Origin of the sequence: Streptomyces sp. 4F14 (assembly GCF_048159485.1) — a bacterium.
In the GTDB taxonomy this organism is placed as follows: Bacteria; Actinomycetota; Actinomycetes; order Streptomycetales; family Streptomycetaceae; genus Streptomyces.
The window spans coordinates 38,882-57,263 of the sequence record NZ_JBLRVY010000047.1; the positions used below are offsets into that span (position 1 = coordinate 38,882).

Genomic DNA, 18,382 nt, shown 5'->3' on the forward strand with positions numbered 1-18,382 from the left:
CTGTACTTATGTCCGCTTGGAAGCGTCTCATAACCATCTCCCGGGGAACTGCCCAAAGATGGCGGGAAGTTGTACTGTTTCGACGTGGAGCCGGAACCCGCCTCCGTCAATGGACGGAAAAGGCCGCATCGGCCACAGAAGTCACACCACGAGGTGGCCGACGAACTGCGCACCCGGATCAGGTCCGGAGTGCTGCGGCCCGGTGAACGCATGCCCACACAAGCCCGGTTGGCCGACGAGTTCGGGGTCGAGCGAGGAGCCGTACGGCAGGCCCTGCGCATCCTCCAGGCGGAGCGGCTGCTCACCAACATGACCAAGGGCGCACCGGCAACTGTCGCCCTGGACCAGGGAGTTGGGCTCCAGATACGCGGTCCGGCGGCCCCGCCGCAACCGACGACGGTCGCCCTCGCGCCGCGTATCGCAGAGGCGTTCGAGGCCGACCACGTCCGGATCGACGCGCTCTGCCTGACCGCCGTATCCCTCACACTTGCCATGGGCGAACCCCTCCGGCACATCCACGCGGGGCGAATGAATCCGGCCAAGGTCGACGTGCGGGTGCTGCTGCCGTCGCGCAACATCCCGCTCGCCTTCCCCGCCCCGCTGGACAGTTCGGCGTCCGGGCGACTGCGCGAACACTGGCTGCTGCACCGCAACGCGCAGGGCCAGGTCCTCAAGCACAACCTCCTCGCGCTGCGCCAGACGCACGGCATCGACGTCCAAGTCGACTTCCGCGCACTGCCGTTCACGCCTCCGGTGAAGCTGTATCTGCTCAACGGCGACGAAGCCCTGTTCGCCTACTACACGTTGCGCCGACGCGAGCAGCTCATCAACGACGAGCGCGTGGAGACGTACGACGCCGAGGGCACCCAGTCGATGCTGTTCGCGTTCGGGCAGGGGGCCGGCGCGCGCGACACGATGTTCGTCGAGCAGTCCCGGCTCTGGTTCGACGCGCTGTGGGGGACGATCAGTTCGGACCTTCAGCTCACGAGCTGACCGCCGGCGGCGTGACCAGCACGGCCAGCATCACGGCTCCTATCGACGTCAGCGTGGGGATCCCGGCCTTGATCCCGACGCTGATCAGCAGCATGGCGACGGCGCCTGCCGTGCCGTACCTCCACTGGACGGCCTGTTCGAGGGCGGCGGTGACGAGGGCGATGGGCATGGGGCTCACCCCTTTCTTGACGTGATGCGGGTTTCTTGACGCGGCGCGGGCCGGATGGGATATGCCAGCGGCCTGCCAACTTGACCAAGTTGGCAACCAACTTCACTGATGTTGTCCCCACTTGGCGCCAACCCTCAAACAAGTTGTCGGCAACTGCCTTAAGATGGATCAGAGTTGTACCGTTCGACCGTGACGACCCAGGGGAAGGTGGCAGTGGACGCCGGCAGAAGGCTCTCGCCCCAGGAGATCGCCGACAATCTGCGGGAGCGGATCCGGGTCGGAGACCTCAAAGCGGGTGATCGGCTGCCTACCCAGGCCGAGTTGGCCGACGAGTTCGGGGTCGAGCGGGGGGCCGTGCGGCAGGCGCTGCGGGCTCTGCAGGAGGACGGGCTGCTGACCAACGTCAGCAAGGGCAGCCCGCCGCGGATCGCCGAGTTCGCCGAGGGCGAGGGTGACGAACCTCGGCCCACCATGGTGGCGCTCGCGCCCCGGCTCGTCGAGGCGTTCCAGGAGACGCGGGTACGGATCGACGCCGTGTGCCTCACCGCGGAGAGCCTGATTCCGGCGCTGGGGGAGCCGCTGCGGCTGATCCATGCGGGGGCCGTCCGGCCGGAGCGGATCGACGTACGCATCATGCTGCCGTCGCGGAAGATCAACCTGGCGTTTCCGGTGCAGGTGGGTGGGGTCGAGGGGGAAGACCCGGTGCACGAGCGGTGGTTGGGGATGCGGAATGCGCAGGGGCAGGTGTTGCGGTACAACCTGCATGCTTTGCGGTCGCATGGGGTTGAGGTCCAAGTCACCTTTCGGGCACTGCCGTTCACGCCGCCGGTGAAGCTGTATCTGCTCAACGAGGTCGAAGCGCTGATGGGTTACTACACGGTCGCGCGCTATGAGGAGCCCTCCGACGACGGGGTGCTCCTCGACATGTACGACGTCCGGGGGACCGAGTCCCTCCTCTTCTCCTTCGAGAAGCGCACCGGGCAGCGCGACGTCGCGTTCGTCGAGGAGTCGCAGAGGTGGTTCGACGCCCTCTGGGAAACCATCACGACAGACCTGACACTCTCCTAGTGACTTCTGATACGAAACAGACGGATCGGACGGCCTTTGACAGCGACAAGTCGACCGAAAAAGTGGAGGAGTTGATCGGTCGCGCCCGGGTCGTGCTCTGGGACTTCGACGGGCCTGTCTGCCGGCTCTTCGCCGGGCACCCGGCGGAGCAGGTCGCGGCGGGGATGGTGGAGCGACTGGAACTGCTGGGACTCCGGGGGCTGTTGAGCGAGGCGGAGCGTAAGAGCCTCGATCCGCACGTCGTTCTGCGGGCCGTGGACAGCAGGCATCCCGGCAGCGACCTTGTCGTCGACCTGGAAGGGCGGCTCACCGAGGAGGAGTTGACGGCCGCGACCACGGCGCAGCCCACTCCGTACGCCGACCCGCTGATCCGTACGTGGGTGGCGGTCGGCGCCCGGATGGCGATCACCACCAACAACTCACCCAAGGTGGTGGTGAGTTACCTGGCGAGCCGTGGCCTGAGTGCCTGTTTCGCTCCGCACATCTACGGCCGCACCGCCGACATCCAGCTCCTCAAGCCCGACCCGTACTGCCTCAACAGGGCGCTGCGGGCGATGGGTTCGGCGCCCGTGGACGCCCTGATGATCGGTGACACGCCGACCGACCTGGTGGCCGCGCGGCGGGCCGGGGTGCCGTTCCTCGGGTATGCGCGCAACGAGGACAAGGGGAAGCTGTTGCGCAAGGAGGGGGCGGAGGCGGTCGTCTCCTCGCTGGAGTCGGTGTTGGTGGCGGTCAGGAAACGGGCGTAAGCGGTTGAGGAAGCCTTTCTCATGCCTGGATCATGAGGGCCGTCAGCAGTATGGCGGAGGTGACTGCGAGTCCGCTGTGCCGGGCTCGCAGTCCGACTGCCAGGAGGAACAACAGGAAGACGCCGAGGTGGCCCAGTCGTGCCCGAACCAAAAGGCCCAGGGTGAGGCTGAGGGATTCCGCCAGGGTGGACAACAGGAGCATGCTCTTTCACCTCCCGACAACTCTCGGTGAAGCCTGCAACTTGCAGTCCAATTGGACTGGTTGACTTGAGGTGGTCTTTCCCTGGCCGATAGATCCCTTAACGGGCAGCCCAGTTGGCCGGTGGATTTGACTGAAAGTGGTTTGTCGGCGGGATGGCGGCGGTACGGTCGAAGAGTGGGCGAGCAGCAGATCGGCGACGGCGGCGGCAGGGAGTTCCAGCGGATCGCCGCGATCCTGCGCGCCCGGATCACTGAAGGGGCCTATCCCGTAGGGGGGTTCCTGCCGTCGCAGCGAGAACTCGCCGATGAGTTCACGGTCTCCCGGGACACCGTCCAACGGGTGTTGAGAGAGCTGGTCAGCGAGGGGTGGATCCAGTCCCGGCAGGGGAGCGGGTCACGGGTGGTGCTGAAGACTCAGCGCATATCCTCCGGGGACCCGCAGCGCAAAGGCCGGGCCCTGTCCCTGGGCCCGCTGCTCGCCGAGGCGTTCCAGGAGCCCGAAGTCACCCTGGACGTCTTCACGTTGACGTCCGAGACGCTGAGCGGACACATGCTGTCCCAGGTGGAGCGCATCTACACGGGACAGATCAGCCCCAGGCGGATCGCGGTACGGATCCTGCTGCCCGGCGGTGAACTCCCGTACCCGCACGTCATAGATGTCCCGGAGGACCGGCGGTTGCAGGAGCGGATGCAGGGCATCACCCGGCAGCACCTCGCCATCCTCACCCGCGCGTTCAGGGGCCTCCAGACGCAGAGCGCGGTGGAGGACATCTCCCTGGAGGTCAGGCACGTACCCCTGACACCGACGTTCAAGCTCTACCTGCTGAACCACCGCACCGCGCTGTTCGGCCCCTACGAGGTGGTCCAGCGCCCCATTGTCCTGGACACGGGGGAGGAGGTCGCCGCGCTCGACGTACTCGGCCTCGGCGCCACCCTCACCCACCAAGTCGAAGACTCCGACCCGGACTCGGCCGCCTCCGTCTTCGTGGAGAGCATGCGCACATGGTTCGAGTCGGTGTGGAGAACTCTTGCCAAATGACCCAGGCGTAACGGGAGTTGACTAACATGACAGAACGACTCCCCGCCCGCGCTGTCGAACAGGCAGACACCCAGGAGTGGTGACTACACCCACGTCCCCACTGGGTCGTTACTCAGGTCGCATGCCTGTCATACCAGTGTGAGCCCCAACGGAGCGGTCAGTGATCAAGCCCAGCGCCGCCTTGTCGTCGTTCGTCGAGGACGCCAGGAACAAGGCACCGGTCGCCAGCGGCCATCACAACGACAACTACGTGTGCGCGCTACCGGAGTTCCTGGCGGACCGGTTGGGCCAGGAGGCCGGTACGACCGTGCTGGTGCGGGTCAGACGGCGCGAGGCGCTGCCGGTGGTGATCCGGACCTGGCAGGACGAGGGCGCGGTCCTGAAGGCCGTACGGCCGCATCTGCCGCACGCGCCGACCTGTCTGCTGCGCGCCCGCGGCTTCAGCATCCACAGCTATGTGCAGGGTGTGCCGCTGTCGACGGTCTGCGGCGACGGCAAACCCGTGGACGGCCGGCTCATGTCGGCCCTGACCGAACTGCTGGCCCAGATGACCCGGGTACGGCGCACGGTGCTGCCGCCGCTCCCCTCGGGCTGGCCGGCTCATGGCGCCGACAGTCAGGCGTTCCTCAAAACCCTTGCCATGGAGGCGGACCGGCAGATCCGGCTGCCCAACTGGCGCGGTTTCGGGGGCCTGTTCAGTTCCCTCGGTATCCCGGAGGACGCGCTGACGCGGTTCGCCGAGCGGGTGCCGACGATGACCCAACGGCCCTACAGCCTGCTGCACACCGACCTGCACCGCGACAACCTGATCCTGCCGTACGCCCCGGAGGGGGCGGAGGTGGTCACCGTGGACTGGGAACTCGCCACGTTCGGGGACCCGTTGCAGGACCTGGCCACCCATCTGGTGCGTATGCGCTACCCCGAACACCAGTGGAGCGAGGTGATCAGATCCTGGGAGTCCGCGATGCGCGGGGTGCGCCCGGCGGCGGTCACCGGGTTCGACTCCGACCTGCGGCACTACCTCGACTTCGAACGCGCCCAGTCCCTCTACCCCGACGTCATGCGGGCCGCGCAGTCCCTGGACTCCTCTTTCACCCAACGGGACTTGGACCGGGCGACCCGCGAGGTCGAGCGGGCGCTGCGGGTCGCGGAACGGCCGCTCAGGCTGCGCTCCGTACCGGGACGGTCCCAGATCGAGTCGGCGCTGTTCCGCTGGCTGGCGGCCCGGCGCGGCGGTGAGGTCAACGGCCGGGACTGGCTGGGCAAGGCGTTCGACTGGCGGCTCGACACCGAACGGGTGCCGCTCGACGAGGAGTTCGGGGCGGAGCAGGTGAAGGCCGTCCTCCTGGCGGAGGGCGCGGCCGGGGCGGACCAGGTGTTCAAGGGAGCCTCGCACCTCAACACCGTCGTCGAGATCCCGGGGATCGGCTTCCCGGTCGTCGTACGGCGCGAACTCCCCGACGTACGACGGCGGGAGCGGCGTCCGCTGTACGAACACGCGGTGCTGCGGGCCATCCATGAGTCGCAGGTGCCGGTGCGGGCGCCCAGGACCCTTGCACTCGGGGTGAGTTACCACGACGACCCGTTCGCGATCCACACGTACGCCGGCCCGGACCCCGAGCGGGTGCCCCGGCACCCGGTGGACGGGCTGCGGCCGTGCGAGGCGGACGCGCTGGTGGACCAGTTGTGCGCGTTGACGCGGGTGAACTGGGAGTCGCTGGACCCCGAGGCCGTGAGCCGTGATTTCTACGGGCAGTTGGCCGGGTCACTGGTCGATCTGGTCTGGGAACTCCCTGAGGAGACCGCCCAGTTGGCGAAAGAGGCGGGGCTGCCCGACGCCGACCTGCTGGACAAGCTGCTGCGCCGCCACCGCATCACGCGCCGTGCGCCCTCGCTGCTGCACGGCGATCTCAACCCCTGGAACCTCGTGCGGCACGACTCCGCCGAATTCACCATCATCGACTGGGAGTTGGCACTCGTCGGAGACCCCCTCTACGACCTGGTCCGGCACATGCACCTCACACCGACCAAACAGGCCATCAGGGAGCGGATGTTCGAGCGCTGGGTGAAGCGGCTGGGTGAGGAGCGGGTCGCCGGCTGGGAGAACGACTGGCTCGTGTACCGCTGGCTGGAGATCGTCCGCTCCGCCTACATCGACCTCGACCGCCTCGTCAGCCGCGAGGCGCTCGAAGCCCCGAACGTCCGCCGTGCGGTCGACTCGTACGGCCAGACCCTGAAGGCCGCTCTGGACGTCCTGGGCCTGCCCGTGCCCCGCGCCGCCAACCCCTACCTGGGGCTCGCGCTCACCGGATGAGACCCCGCGGGGGCGGTGCTGCGTACGCTCGTGGCATGAGTGAGAGCGGGTTGCGGGAGCGCAAGAAGCAGCGGATGTACCGGGATGTGTCGGACATCGCCGTGCGGATGTTCATCGAGCGGGGTTTCGACGAGGTGTCCGTCGCCGAGATCGCCGCCGCCGCGGAGATCTCGAAGCCGACGCTGTTCCGGTACTTCCCCGCGAAGGAGGACCTGGTCCTGCACCGCCTCGCGGACCACGAGCGGGAGCCGGCCGAGGTGGTGAGCGCCGGGCGCGAGCGGGGGCTTACGCCGGTCGTGGCGCTGCGGCGGCACTTCCTGGCGGGGCTGGCGGCGAACGACCCGGTCACCGGCCTGAACGATCACCCTCAGGTACGGGAGTACTACGCCCTGCTCTACGGCACGCCCTCGCTGGTCGCGCGGCTGTACGGCTTCCTGGAGCGCTCCGAGGAGGCCCTCGGCGAGGCCCTCGGCGGAGACCTCCCGGCCCGCCTCGCGGCCGGGCAGATCATCGCCGTCCGCAGGATCCTCGCGCTGGACAACTGGCGCCGGATCGCGGAGGGGGAGTCGGTGGAGGAGGTCCGGGGGGACGCGGTGGCGGCGGCGGAACGGGCGTTCGGGGTGCTGGCGCGTGCGGTGGGGGAGCCGGGGGAGGGGGCTTCGGGGTGAGGGGGGTACGTCGAACTGGCCGCGTACGTCTGCCGGTTGCTGGTGCCGGACGTCTCCGTACGCCTCCGTACGCGGAACGGGCGGCGCACGTCGGCCTGTTGCCGAGGTGCGCCGCCCGGGTGTGAACAGCCTTGCCATGACGCCTACTTGGGGTCCTGCTCGAACTTCGCGGTCGACCAGAAGTAGCCGAGGACCGTGAGGCCGACGCACCAACCGATCGCGAGCCAGCCGTTGTTGCCGATCTCCGTGCCGAGGAGAAGGCCGCGCAGGGTCTCGATCGCCGGGGTGAAGGGCTGGTACTCGGCGATGGGCCGGAACCAGCCGGGCATCGTGTCGACCGGCACGAACGCGCTGGACAGCAGCGGCAGCAGGATCATCGGCATCGCGTTGTTGCTCGCGGCCTCGACGTTCGGGCTGACCAGGCCCATTCCGACGGCGATCCAGGTGAGGGCGGTCGCGAACAGGACGAGCAGGCCGAACGCGGCGAGCCACTCCAGGACGGTCGCGTCGGTCGAGCGGAAGCCGATGGCCACGCCGACGGCCCCGACGAGGACGACGCTCGCGACTGACTGCAAGACGCTGCCGATGACGTGCCCGACGATCACCGAGCCGCGGTGGATCGCCATGGTGCGGAAGCGGGCGATGATGCCCTCGGTCATGTCGCTGGAGACGGAGACCGCGGTGCCGATCGTGGTGGAGCCGATGGTCATCAGGAGCAGGCCGGGGACGATGTAGGCGATGTAGTCGGAGCGGCCCCCGCCGCCGATGCCCGCGCTCATCGTGTCGCCGAAGATGTAGACGAACAGCAGCAACAGCATGATCGGGGTGAGGAGGAGGTTGAGGGTGAGGGAGGGGTAGCGGCGGGCGTGCAGCAGGTTGCGGCGGAGCATGGTGGAGCAGTCGCGGGCGGCGAGGGCGAGGGTGCTCATCTGACGTTCTCCTGCGGGGAGTTGGCGTGCTGGTGGGCGTGGTGGCGGTGCTGGTGGCGCGGACGCCGGCGGGCTCGCCGCCGGCGGTCCGGGTGCGGGTCTCGGTGCCGGTCCGGGCGTCGGCTGTCGGGGCGACGGGGACCGTGAGGAGGCGGTCTAGGCGCCGGCAGTCACGACGCCGGTCGTGCCGGTCGCCTCGGCCGCACCGCTCGCGCTCTCGGTCAGCGCGAAGAACACGTCGTCCAAGTCCGGTGTGTGCACGGTGAGTTCGTCGGCCTCGACCCCGGCCGCGTCCAACCGGTCGAGTACGGCCCGCAGTTCGCGCTGGCTGCCGTCGCTCGGGATCTGGAGGGTGAGCGAGTCGTCGTCCCGGCTCGCCTCGGTGAACGCGGCGACCGCGTCCTGGTACGGCGCCGGGTGGGCGAACCGGAGTCTGACGTGGCCCCCCGGGGCGAGCCGCTTCAACTCCTCGGCGGTGCCCTCCGCGACGATCCGCCCGCCGTTCAACACCGCTATCTTGTCGGCGAGTTCGTCGGCCTCCTCCAGGTACTGCGTGGTGAGGAAGACGGTGACGCCGTCGGTCACCAGCTCCCGGATGATCTGCCACATGTTGTGCCGGGAGCGCGGGTCGAGCCCGGTCGTCGGTTCGTCGAGGAAGATGACACGGGGGCCGCCGACGAGGGTCATCGCGATGTCGAGACGCCGTTTCATACCGCCGGAGTACGTGGACGCCGGCTTCTTCGCGGCGTCGGTGAGGTCGAACCGGGCCAGCAACTCGGCCGTGACGCGCCGCCCTTCGCTCCTGGAGAGGTGGTGGAGGTCCGCCATGAGGAGCATGTTCTCCTCGCCGGTGATCAGTCCGTCGACCGCGGAGAACTGGCCGGTGACACCGATCGTGGACCGTACCGCCTGGGCCTGCGTGGCGAGTTCGTGCCCGGCGATCCGCGCCTGTCCGCCGTCCGGGGTGATCAGCGTGGAGAGGATCTTCACGGCGGTGGTCTTGCCCGCGCCGTTCGGCCCGAGCAGCGAGAAGACGGTGCCTTCCGGTACGGCGATGTCGATGCCGTCGAGGACGTTCTTGTCGCCGTAGGACTTGCGCAATCCGCTTGCGGCGATGGCCAGTTCGGTCATGAGAGGGACCCCCTTGTCGGTGCTGCGGTTCAGAGGCTGCGGGCGGTGATGTCGCCCTGGGCGACGGTGGCGGTGATGGAGAGCGTGGAAGTGCCGTCGTTCTTCAGGGAGTTGGAGACCCGGCCGAAGGAGGTCCCGGCGTCCAGGGAGGCGGAGACGCCCTGCGCGGCGACGACCTCGATGTCGCCCTGCTGGGTGCTGAGGGCGAGGGTGCCGCGCATCGCCTCGTTGACGCGGACGGTGCCGCGCTGGGTGCTGATCTCGCCCGGCCCGGTGAGGCGGCCGACGGTGATGTCCCCGTCGTGGGCGGCGAGTTGGGCGCTCGCGGCCTCGTCGAGCTTGACCTCGCGGTAGCCACCCTTGAAGGTGACGTCGCCGAGGCGGCCGACGCCGCGCAGTTCGGCGGCGTCCGAGGTGGCCTCGACATGGGAGCCGGCGGGGAGCTGGACGGTGACCTCCACCGAGCCCAGGCCGCCGAGGAGTTGGTTCTTCGGCGCCGGGGTGTCGATGCGCAGGACGCCCACGGCGGCGTCGTAGGAGACCGTCGTCTGCTCGGCGGTCTTCACGTCGCGGGACTTGGTGGAGTCGGCCGGGCGGATCTCGACGGTGGTGTCGGTGCGGTCGGCGGCGATGAGCTGGATGCGGCCGGCGGAGACGGTGAGGGCGGCGGTGATGGCGGCGGGGGTCTCGAACTTCTGCATGGTCTCTGTCCTTCGGTCCGTTGTGTGTCCGGCTGCGCGTTCGCCGTTTCTGACATTGGAAAAGCTACGTTGCGTTGCCGGATCTGGCAATGAGTTCGTTGCGATGGAGGTTCGTCACTGCAGGTCAGAGTCTAGAAATCGTTGCAACGGTGATGCTTTCAACGCAACGTGCGCCTGAGTGTGCGTTGCAATGGACGTGGGGTGAAAGCTATGCTGGGCGAGTACGTGGAAGTCCGTGGAGGAGGTTGTGATGCCGGGAGGCAGGCTCACTCAGCAGGAGCGTCAGCAGATCGCGGTGGGGTTGGGGGACGGGCTCGCCTACGCGGAGATCGCGCGGCGGCTCGACCGGCCGACATCGACGGTCACGCGTGAAGTCATGCGCAACGGTGGGCCGGTTGGGTATCGCGCGGACCTCGCGCACCGGGCCACCGAGACGCGGGCCCACCGGCGCAAGAAGGCCGCACCCCGGGAGGCCGGCACGGTGGCGGCGGTCGAGGGGCGGGACATGGAGGCCGTGCGGGAGTATGAGGAGGCGTTCGCGACGCTCTTCACCCAGCAGGGGTTGCCGAACATGACGTCCCGGGTGCTGGCCGCGCTGTACGTCACCGACAGCGGGAGCCTGACCGCCGGGGAACTGGCCGGGCGGCTGGGGATCAGCGCGGCGTCCGTGTCCAAGGCGATCGCGTTCCTGGAGAACCAGGGGCTGGTGCGGCGGGAGCGGGAGGAGGGGGGCAGGCGACGCGAGAGGTACGTCGTCGACGACGACGTCATGTACCAGTCGACGATCGCCAGCGCGAAGGCGACCGCCTACCTGGGGGGCGTCGCCCGTCAGGGGGTGGGGGTACTGGGGGTGGGGTCGCCGGCCGCCGTGCGGCTGGAGAACATGGCCCGGTTCATGGACCACGTCTCCGAAAGTATTAGACGGGCGGCGGACCAGGCGCGCGAAGTACTCCACGATAAGTCCAGTTAAAAATGTGACTCGGTTAAGTTTTGGGGTTAGCCTCGTTCTATGACTGGCGAGGTTGACCTGGAGACGTCCCTACGGGACGAACGAGCCCACCACGACCGCTGCCGGACCGCCTTCGAGGCGATGGTGAGCGGCGCCGACGAACAGGTCGTGATCGGTGAGAACGCGTCCGCGTCCGGCGCCGACGCGGAGGTTCTGGGCTACCAACTGCGCAGCCATGCAAAGGAGTTGAAGGAGCTGCCGGAGGGGCCGCTGTTCTTCGGGCGGCTGGACTTCGGCGACGGGCGGGCGCACCACGTGGGGCGGGTGCGGGTGAGCGAGCAGCCCGCGGATCCGCCCCTGGTGGTGGACTGGCGGGCCCCGGTCTCCCGGGCCTTCTACCAGGCGTCGGCCCGTGATCCACAGGGTGTGGACGTCCGGCGGCGGTTCGGCTGGGCGGCGGGCAGCCGGGGCGACTCACGGGACCTGACAGGGCTGGAGGACGAGTGGCTGCGGCCGGGCGGGGGCGCGGCCAGGAGTCGTACGGGTACTACATCCGGGGAGCTGCACGGGGGAGTGGCTCCGAAGGGGTACGCCGATGACGGTGCCGGCGTCACCGGGCTGCTCGCCCGCGAGCTGGAGCGTCCCCGGGTAGGACCCATGAGGGACATCGCCGCGACCATCCAGCCCGAGCAGGACGACCTCGTCCGCGCCGGACTCGGCGACTCGATCTGTGTCCAGGGCGCACCCGGGACCGGCAAGACCGCCGTCGGCCTGCACCGTGCGGCCTACCTCCTCTACACGCACCCCCGCCGCATCCAGCGCGCGGGCCTGCTGATCCTCGGCCCGAACCGCACCTTCCTCTCGTACATCTCCGAGGTGCTCCCCGCCCTCGGCGAGACCGGCGTCCGGCAGTCGACCCTCCTCGAAGAGATCGCCCTCCACCCGGTCACCGGCACGGACACCCGTGCCGCCGCCGTCGTCAAGCACGATCCCCGTACCGCTGAGGTACTACGCCGGGCCCTGTACGGCCGGGTCCGCGCGGACGACGCGCAGGGCGCCGTGGTCCAGGAGGGGTCGTACCGCTGGCGCGTCCCGGCCGGGGAGGTCGCCGGGATCGTCCGGGACGTGCTCGCCGAGGAGCCGCCGTACGAGGTCGGCCGCGAGCGGGTGCGGACCCGGATCGTCGTCCGGATGCGGGCGGAGGCGGAGCGCCGCAGCGGGACCCGGAACGGTACCTGGGTACGACGGGTGGAGCGGGCGGTCGGCGGCTGCGTCGACGCGGTGTGGCCGAAGGCCCGGCCGGAGGAAGTGGTGTACGAACTCCTGCGCGGAACCGAGGAGTTGGAGCGGTACGGGGGTGACCTGCTGTCGGCCGAGGAGCGCGCGGTGCTGGTCTGGGCGCGGCCCGCCCGGTCCTGGAAGTCGGTCCGCTGGTCCGCCGCCGATCTGGTCCTTCTGGACGAGGTCTCAGGTCTCATCGCCCACCCCGACGGGTACGGTCACATCGTCGTCGACGAGGCCCAGGACCTCTCCCCGATGGAGTGCCGCGCCGTCGCCCGCCGCGTCGAGTTCGGCTCCCTGACCGTCCTCGGCGACCTCGCCCAGGGCACCACGGCGTGGGCGGCCCGGTCGTGGCGCGACCAGATGCGGCACCTCGGGAAACCGGACGCCGTCGTGGTGCCGCTCACCGTCGGCTTCCGCGTGCCCGGCGTCGTCCTGGACCTGGCGAACCAGGTGCTGGAACGGCTGGACGTCGAGGTCCCCGCCGCCCGTTCCCTGCGTGGCGGCGGGGAGTTGCGCGTCACCCGGGCCGAAGGGCAGCTGTACGACGCGGTCGCGGCCGCGGTGCGGCGGGCGCTGGCCTCGGAGGGGTCGGTGGGAGTGGTGGCCGCCGACGGTGAAGTCGACCGGTTCCAGAGCCTGTCGGGCGAGCGCGTCGAGGTCGTCGCCGCCGGGGTGGTGAAGGGGCTGGAGTACGACCATGTGGTGGTCGTCGAGCCGCTGGCGATCGTGGCGGGGGAGGAGCGGGGGTGGCATCGGCTGTACGTGGTGCTGACCAGGGCGGTGTCGCGGATGGAGGTGGTGCATGGGGAGGGGGTGCCGTGGTGAGACGAGGAAGTAATTCGATGGCGGTCGGAAGAAGGGGCGAGGCGTAAGTCCCGGTCAGTCGCCGGGTGTTGGCGGCGCTCGGGCTCAAGGTGACGCGGCTGGCGGGGGATCGGACGGCCGGGGCACACCCGTACCTCGTCACCCCGGAGCACACGCGTCGTACCCGGGAGATCCTCGGCGAGGGGCCGCTGCTGGCGACCGAGCAGAAGGTCGCCCTGGACGAGGACCCGGTACGGGCCCGGGAGTTGGCCGTCGAGCGGGTGGCGCCCTGCCTCGGCCTCGCCAACTGCACCGCGAACCTGCGGACGTCGGGCTACGGCGACGAGGATCTGACCCCGCCCGGCAGTGACCGGCTGCTCGCCGACCTGGCGTTGCGGGGCGGGCCGAAGTCGCCGCGTGCGGGCCCGCCTTGGGAAGAGGCGGGCCCGCACGCCGTACGGGTCGTTCAGCGGGTCACAGTGTCACGACCGCCCCGCCCAGCGTCACCACCAGCTTGCCGTCCGAGGCGAACGACCACTTCAGCGCGCCGGACCAACTCGACGAGCAGCGTGAGCCGTTGGTGCCGGTCCAGAACTGGTTCGTGCTGTCGGCGTCCCCGATGGTCTTGTCGTTGGAGCCGCTGACGGCGTACCGGCAGGACGTGTTGGTGCGGAAGACCGAAGTCCCGGCGTCCCACGAGTAGTTGCGGGTCGCGTTGTCGATGCTGAGGTTGTTGGAGACGGCCATCGAGCCCGGGTTGCTGTTGTACGTGAACCCGTGCTTCCCGTTGCGGTAGGCGATGCTGCGGCGTACGACGTGGTTGACGGCGATGTCGTCGCCGCCGAGCTTGTAACCGTTGCGGTCGCCATTGGAGTTGACCGTGCCGTCGGACAGCGTGCCGTTGTTGTAGGAGAGGGAGTCCTCGATGGTGACCGGCCCGATCGGACCCGTGTCGGGCTTGGTGTAGAGGTCCCAGCCGTCGTCGATGTTGTTGTGCGCGACGGCGTACCGGAACACGTTCCCGGTCCCGGTCGTCAGCTTCGCCGCGAACCCGTCCGCGTCCTCCCCGTCGGAGTCGGCGTTGTCGTGCGACTCGGCGCTGAGGACCAGGTTGTCCGAGGGCCACTGGCTGCTCGGTGTGGAGGAGGCGATCCGCCCCAACTGGAGCCCGGTGTCACGGTTGTAGCGGGTGATGGTCCGCTCGATGACGTTGTGGCTGCCGCCGACGTAGATCCCGTTGTCGCCCGCCCGCTCGACGACGACCCCGTAGACCTTCCAGTACGACCCGAAGAGCTGGAGCCCCCGGTTCGACGAACTCTCGGTCTGCGCCGAGAAGTTGAGCACCGGGGTCTCGCCCGGATACGCGGTGAGGGTGGTCCGCGCCGCCGAAGTCCCGTTGCTGGTCGCCGGGATGGTCACGGTGGCGGACTGGTTGTACGTCCCGCCCCGGAGGTAGATCGTGCCGCCCGCGGTGACGCGGCTGATCGCCGAGGTGAGCGTGGTGGGCGCGGACTGCGTGCCGGCGGCGCTGTCGGTGCCGGCCGGGGAGACGTAGATCGCGCCGGTCGCGGGGGGCGTCGTCGAGTCGGTCGTCGTCGCCTCCGCGTAGTCGACGTTGGGCAGCCCCTCGGCGGTCGTCGGCGTCAACCGGATCGTATTGCTGCCCGCGTTGAGGCTGACGGTCAGCGTCTTGGTGACCCAGGTCGTCCACGCGCCGGTCGCCTCGAAGGACGGGGTCTGTACGGTCGTCCCGTTGACGGCGAGGGAGGCCGGGCGGGCGGCCGAAGTCCCGTTCGCGAAGCGGATGTTGAGGGTCGCGGTCCCGGCGACCGCCGCATTGACGGCGAACTGGGCATATCCGCTCGTGGAGTTGGTCCCGTTGCAGAATCCGCTTCCGGAGAAACCGGCCCAGTCGGAGTCGATGGTGCCGGTGCAGACCGCCGGGGAGGTCTCGGCCTCGTGGCGGACGGTCGCGGCGTTCGCCGGGGCGGTGCCGGTGAAGGCGACGAGGGTGCCGGCCAGGAGGGCGGAGGAGGCGAGGGCGGCTGTTCTCACTGATCGCTGGTGCATCGTGCGGCTCCGTTCGAGTACATGACTGCGGGGTGTGTACGTGAACAGGTAGGACTTCTGGATCTGGGGTATCCAGGCGATAGCAAGCGCTTTCTCTGGAAAGTAGGCTCACGGTGTGGACACGTCAAGAGTCATGTACTTGATCATTGTCTATGAATGTGAACTCTTTGTGGAGCGGCTTCGGCCTGTGCGGTGAACGGGCAGGCATCCCGAAGGCAAAGAGTGAAAGTGCTCGGGAATACTCGGACCTTGCAGTACGTCCGAAGCACTCAAGAAGGACCGACCAGAAAGAGACCGGACAGCACCGTGAAGAAAGTCCCGTTCCCCCACACCGGGGCAAGAATCGCCTCCCTGGCCCTCCTCGCGGCCCTCGCGGGCGGCCTGGCCACGGCAACTCCCGCCCTCGCGGCACCCGCCGCCCCGGCGGCCACCCCCATCACCGCGGCCGCCGAACCGGCCCCCGTACCCGTCGACTTCGTGGACCAGGCGGGCAGCGCGCTGCCCACCGACGGCAAGAGCCACGAGTTCACGGTCACTTACGCGAACACCACCGCGTCCGACTTGATAGTCGCCCCCCAACTCCTGCTCGTCTCACCGGACTCGGGCCCCTTCCTGAAGCCGGTCGACGTCAAGCTGGAGCTGCGCAAGGCCGACGGCTGCTGGAGCGCGGTGACCCCGGGCACGCAGACCGGCACGCTGTACACGGACCTCGTGACGGCGCAACGCACGCTTGCGCCGGGCGAGACGCTGACGCAGGTGTACCGGCTGACGGTCACGTCTCCCGGGGCTGTGGGGACGGTGCAGCCGCGGGTGGTTGTCTACGGCTGAGGGGCGGGTGCGCCTCGCGTCTGAGCCCTGAGGCTTGGGACTTCGGGCTTGGGGCTTGGGGCTGAATGAGCCGGAGCCGCCGTGAGGGGGATCCGGCTCGCGGCGTCCGGGGGCGGCCCGCCGAAGTGGGCGCCGGGTGTGTCGGCTCCCGGCCGGGGTGGCCCGCTCTGCGTCGGCTCCCTGCGGGGCGGCGCGTTCGCGGCGCGACTTCTCGTGGCGCGGCTTGGTCGCGGTGGCGTCCCGCCAAGTGGTGGAGGCGCTCGGCTGTCGAGGCTTCGCAGGTCGAGGCTTCGCAGATCGCGGCCGAGTCCGACCCGTCGACCCAGGGCCGGGTGGCCCCGCCGCGCCGACCGGCCCACGCAGCGGCGTGGGCTTCGGCCGAGCCGGCGGTCGCAGGGCACTCGGACGAGCGCGGTCCGGGTGGCTCTGCACCACTTGGAGTGACGCCACCTTGGTCGCGGCGACCTCCTGTGCGCGGCCCGCTCGCGGCGCTCTTCTGTGGTGCGGCCCGATCGCGTCGGCTCGGCTCTCCACTCACGGCTCTCCGCCCGCGGCGACTCCCCGCCGCGCGGACCGATCCCGTCGGCTTCGCCCTCCGCTCACGGCAACTCCCCGCCGTGCAGCGCGATGACGTCAACCCGTCGCCGTGCGCCCCGAGTTGTCCCCCGACCCCGACAGGTACGGCACCAACCCCCGCTCCAGCAACGCCCGTTTCCACTCCAGTCGGGCCTGTTCGATGTCGGCCGGTGAGGCTGGGCCGCGGCGGGCGCGGAGCGCTGTGCGGAAGACGGCGGCGACGGCGAGGAGGGTGGTGAGGACGGCGACGGTGGCGAGGATCCAGCCCGCGGTGATGAGGGAGGCGGGCAACGGGGCGGAGACGTCGGCGAGTTGGAGGATGTAGCCGGCGAGGAGGAGGAAGACGGCCGACGTGGCGGAGATGATCGGCGTGAGGACGGCGAGGGCAGCGAGGGCGGTGCTGCTCTGCGCGGCGGGGTGGCGGCTCGCGTCCCGGCGCAGGGCGACGTACGCGGCGTACTCGTCCGAGGCTGCCGCCGTGATGGTGTCGGCGTCGGCCAACGCCTGTTCCTTGAGGGCGCGTTGGCCCGTCCTGACGAGTGCCAGGCGCAGGGTCTCCTCGTAGTCCGCTCGGTCTTCGGGGCGGAGGTGGTGCGGGACGGCCATACGGTCTCCCGGTGGTGGAAGAGGTGGAGGGGGATCACTCCAGGGGACGGGGCGGGGAGCGCTGCGAGAGGTCACCCGGCGGTGACCTCTCGCAGCGGCCCCCTCAAGGTGATCCCCTTGGGGCGATTCCCGTACATCCGGCGGTGGTTCAGACGTTGACGCCGAAGTCGGCCGCGATGCCGCGCAGGCCGGAGGCGTAGCCCTGGCCGATGGCGCGGAACTTCCACTCGGCGCCGTTCCGGTACAACTCGCCGAAGACCATGGCGGTTTCGGTGGACGCGTCCTCGGACAGGTCGTAGCGGGCGATCTCCTGGCCGCCGGCCTGGTTGACGACGCGGATGTACGCGCCGCGGACCTGGCCGAAGCTCTGGCCGCGGTTGTCGGCGTCGTGGATGGAGACCGGGAAGACGATCTTGTCGACGTCGGCGGGTACGCCGGCCAGATTGACCTTGATCGTCTCGTCGTCGCCGTCGCCCTCGCCGGTCAGGTTGTCGCCGGTGTGCTCGACGGAGCCGTCCGGGCTGGTGAGGTTGTTGTAGAAGATGAAGTGCGCGTCGGCGGCGACCTTCCCGGCCGCGTCCAGCAGCAGTGCGGAGGCGTCGAGGTCGTAGTCGGTGCCGGTGGTGGTGCGGACGTCCCAGCCCAGCCCGATCAGGACGGCGGTGAGGCCGGGAGCCTCCTTGCTGAGCGAGACGTTGCCGCCCTTGGACAGGGTTACTCCCACTGTGCACTCCTCCTCGGGGGTCGGGGTACTACGACCGTAGGTCGCGAGGGTGATCCGCGGGGATCGACCCTGACCATTAAATCTACATCACTGTAGAAGTAAACGGAGGGCGGGTAGGGGGTGCGCCGATACCATGGAGGTACACCTCGGGAGGTACATCGTGCGGGGGAGAGGAGACAGGGTGTGACGGACCACGAACAGCGTCCCCGGCGACGGGGGCAGGGCGAACTGGAAGCGCTCGTCCTGGAGGCCCTGCGCGCGGCGGAGGGTCCCGCGACGGCGGGCTGGGTCCAAGAACGCCTCGGCAGTGATCTGGCGTACACGACCGTCATCACGATCCTCACCCGCCTCCTGGAGAAGGGCGCCGTCACCCGCGAGCGCGCCGGCCGCTCCTTCGCCTGGACCCCCGCCTCCGACCAAGCCGGCCTCGCGGCACGGAAGATGCGCAAGGTCCTCGACGGCGAACGCGACCGTGAGGCGGTGCTCGCCAGCTTCGTCACCGGACTCGGCGCGGACGACGAACGGCTGCTGCGGGAGCTGCTGGGCGAGGCCGGGAGCGAAGGGAAAGACTGACGCCGC

At 69.5% G+C, this 18,382-nt stretch carries 18 protein-coding genes; 10 read left to right on the forward strand and 8 right to left on the reverse strand.

Translation table 11 applies throughout. The features are described from left to right. The first annotated feature begins 69 nt into the window (after positions 1 to 69). Positions 70 to 993, forward strand: coding sequence for a winged helix-turn-helix domain-containing protein (locus tag ACLZOT_RS46965; RefSeq protein ID WP_416975425.1), 924 nt, complete (start codon positions 70 to 72; stop codon positions 991 to 993). Here the strand turns inward: ACLZOT_RS46965 and ACLZOT_RS46970 are convergent. Continuing rightward, a complete protein-coding gene (locus tag ACLZOT_RS46970) occupies positions 983 to 1,162 on the reverse strand; it encodes a hypothetical protein (protein WP_416975426.1) in 180 nt (59 codons plus the stop codon). The genes ACLZOT_RS46965 and ACLZOT_RS46970 overlap by 11 nt on opposite strands. Positions 1,163 to 1,351: 189 nt before the next feature. On the opposite strand from ACLZOT_RS46970, the gene ACLZOT_RS46975 reads away from it, so the two are divergent. Both ACLZOT_RS46975 and ACLZOT_RS46980 read left to right on the forward strand, forming a co-directional pair. Further along, positions 1,352 to 2,230 carry a FadR/GntR family transcriptional regulator gene (locus ACLZOT_RS46975; protein ID WP_416975427.1) on the forward strand — a complete coding sequence of 293 codons (879 nt, stop codon included), beginning with the start codon at positions 1,352 to 1,354 and terminating at the stop codon, positions 2,228 to 2,230. Positions 2,231 to 2,301: 71 nt separating this feature from the next. Further along, complete coding sequence (locus ACLZOT_RS46980; RefSeq protein ID WP_416975428.1) at positions 2,302 to 2,979, forward strand: HAD family hydrolase; 678 nt, start codon at positions 2,302 to 2,304, stop codon at positions 2,977 to 2,979. 19 nt (positions 2,980 to 2,998) lie between these two features. Here the strand turns inward: ACLZOT_RS46980 and ACLZOT_RS46985 are convergent, their stop codons facing one another. Further along, on the reverse strand, positions 2,999 to 3,181 hold the full coding sequence (locus ACLZOT_RS46985) for a hypothetical protein (protein WP_416975429.1): 183 nt from the start codon (positions 3,179 to 3,181) through the stop codon (positions 2,999 to 3,001). 174 nt (positions 3,182 to 3,355) lie between these two features. Here ACLZOT_RS46985 and ACLZOT_RS46990 point away from each other — a divergent pair, with 174 nt between their 5' ends. The 3 genes from ACLZOT_RS46990 (at position 3,356) to ACLZOT_RS47000 (ending at position 7,201) form a co-directional block, all read left to right on the forward strand. After that, positions 3,356 to 4,219 (forward strand): GntR family transcriptional regulator, encoded by an 864-nt coding sequence (locus tag ACLZOT_RS46990; protein WP_416975430.1) that lies wholly within the window; start codon positions 3,356 to 3,358, stop codon positions 4,217 to 4,219. A 160-nt stretch (positions 4,220 to 4,379) separates the two neighbouring features. After that, entirely contained in the window at positions 4,380 to 6,533 is a 2,154-nt protein-coding gene (locus ACLZOT_RS46995; RefSeq protein WP_416975431.1) for a phosphotransferase family protein, read from the forward strand. Between the two features lie 35 nt (positions 6,534 to 6,568). Next, positions 6,569 to 7,201, forward strand: coding sequence for a TetR family transcriptional regulator (locus tag ACLZOT_RS47000; RefSeq protein ID WP_416975432.1), 633 nt, complete (start codon positions 6,569 to 6,571; stop codon positions 7,199 to 7,201). A 143-nt stretch (positions 7,202 to 7,344) separates the two neighbouring features. Here ACLZOT_RS47000 and ACLZOT_RS47005 read toward each other — a convergent pair whose 3' ends face one another. From ACLZOT_RS47005 to ACLZOT_RS47015, 3 genes are all read right to left on the reverse strand, one after another. Next, on the reverse strand, positions 7,345 to 8,130 hold the full coding sequence (locus ACLZOT_RS47005; protein ID WP_416975433.1) for an ABC transporter permease: 786 nt from the start codon (positions 8,128 to 8,130) through the stop codon (positions 7,345 to 7,347). Between the two features lie 156 nt (positions 8,131 to 8,286). Next, complete coding sequence (locus ACLZOT_RS47010) at positions 8,287 to 9,261, reverse strand: ATP-binding cassette domain-containing protein (protein WP_416975434.1); 975 nt, start codon at positions 9,259 to 9,261, stop codon at positions 8,287 to 8,289. 29 nt (positions 9,262 to 9,290) lie between these two features. Next, a complete protein-coding gene (locus ACLZOT_RS47015) occupies positions 9,291 to 9,962 on the reverse strand; it encodes a DUF4097 family beta strand repeat-containing protein (protein ID WP_416975435.1) in 672 nt (223 codons plus the stop codon). A gap of 250 nt (positions 9,963 to 10,212) precedes the next feature. On the opposite strand from ACLZOT_RS47015, the gene ACLZOT_RS47020 reads away from it, so the two are divergent. Both ACLZOT_RS47020 and ACLZOT_RS47025 read left to right on the forward strand, forming a co-directional pair. Further along, positions 10,213 to 10,932, forward strand: coding sequence for a MarR family transcriptional regulator (locus ACLZOT_RS47020; RefSeq protein WP_416975436.1), 720 nt, complete (start codon positions 10,213 to 10,215; stop codon positions 10,930 to 10,932). A gap of 39 nt (positions 10,933 to 10,971) precedes the next feature. Continuing rightward, positions 10,972 to 13,020 carry a HelD family protein gene (locus ACLZOT_RS47025; protein ID WP_416975437.1) on the forward strand — a complete coding sequence of 683 codons (2,049 nt, stop codon included), beginning with the start codon at positions 10,972 to 10,974 and terminating at the stop codon, positions 13,018 to 13,020. Between the two features lie 453 nt (positions 13,021 to 13,473). Here the strand turns inward: ACLZOT_RS47025 and ACLZOT_RS47030 are convergent, their stop codons facing one another. Continuing rightward, positions 13,474 to 15,069 (reverse strand): carbohydrate-binding protein, encoded by a 1,596-nt coding sequence (locus tag ACLZOT_RS47030; RefSeq protein WP_416975438.1) that lies wholly within the window; start codon positions 15,067 to 15,069, stop codon positions 13,474 to 13,476. Positions 15,070 to 15,375: 306 nt separating this feature from the next. Between ACLZOT_RS47030 and ACLZOT_RS47035 the strand changes: the two genes are divergently transcribed. Then, positions 15,376 to 15,897, forward strand: a complete 522-nt coding sequence (locus tag ACLZOT_RS47035; RefSeq protein ID WP_416975439.1) for a signal peptide protein — start codon at positions 15,376 to 15,378, stop codon at positions 15,895 to 15,897. Positions 15,898 to 16,530: 633 nt separating this feature from the next. Here ACLZOT_RS47035 and ACLZOT_RS47040 read toward each other — a convergent pair. Both ACLZOT_RS47040 and ACLZOT_RS47045 read right to left on the reverse strand, forming a co-directional pair. Then, on the reverse strand, positions 16,531 to 17,079 hold the full coding sequence (locus ACLZOT_RS47040; protein WP_416975440.1) for a hypothetical protein: 549 nt from the start codon (positions 17,077 to 17,079) through the stop codon (positions 16,531 to 16,533). A 148-nt stretch (positions 17,080 to 17,227) separates the two neighbouring features. Beyond that, complete coding sequence (locus ACLZOT_RS47045; protein ID WP_416975441.1) at positions 17,228 to 17,803, reverse strand: TerD family protein; 576 nt, start codon at positions 17,801 to 17,803, stop codon at positions 17,228 to 17,230. A gap of 183 nt (positions 17,804 to 17,986) precedes the next feature. Between ACLZOT_RS47045 and ACLZOT_RS47050 the strand changes: the two genes are divergently transcribed. Beyond that, complete coding sequence (locus tag ACLZOT_RS47050; RefSeq protein ID WP_416975442.1) at positions 17,987 to 18,376, forward strand: BlaI/MecI/CopY family transcriptional regulator; 390 nt, start codon at positions 17,987 to 17,989, stop codon at positions 18,374 to 18,376. Positions 18,377 to 18,382: the final 6 nt, after the last annotated feature.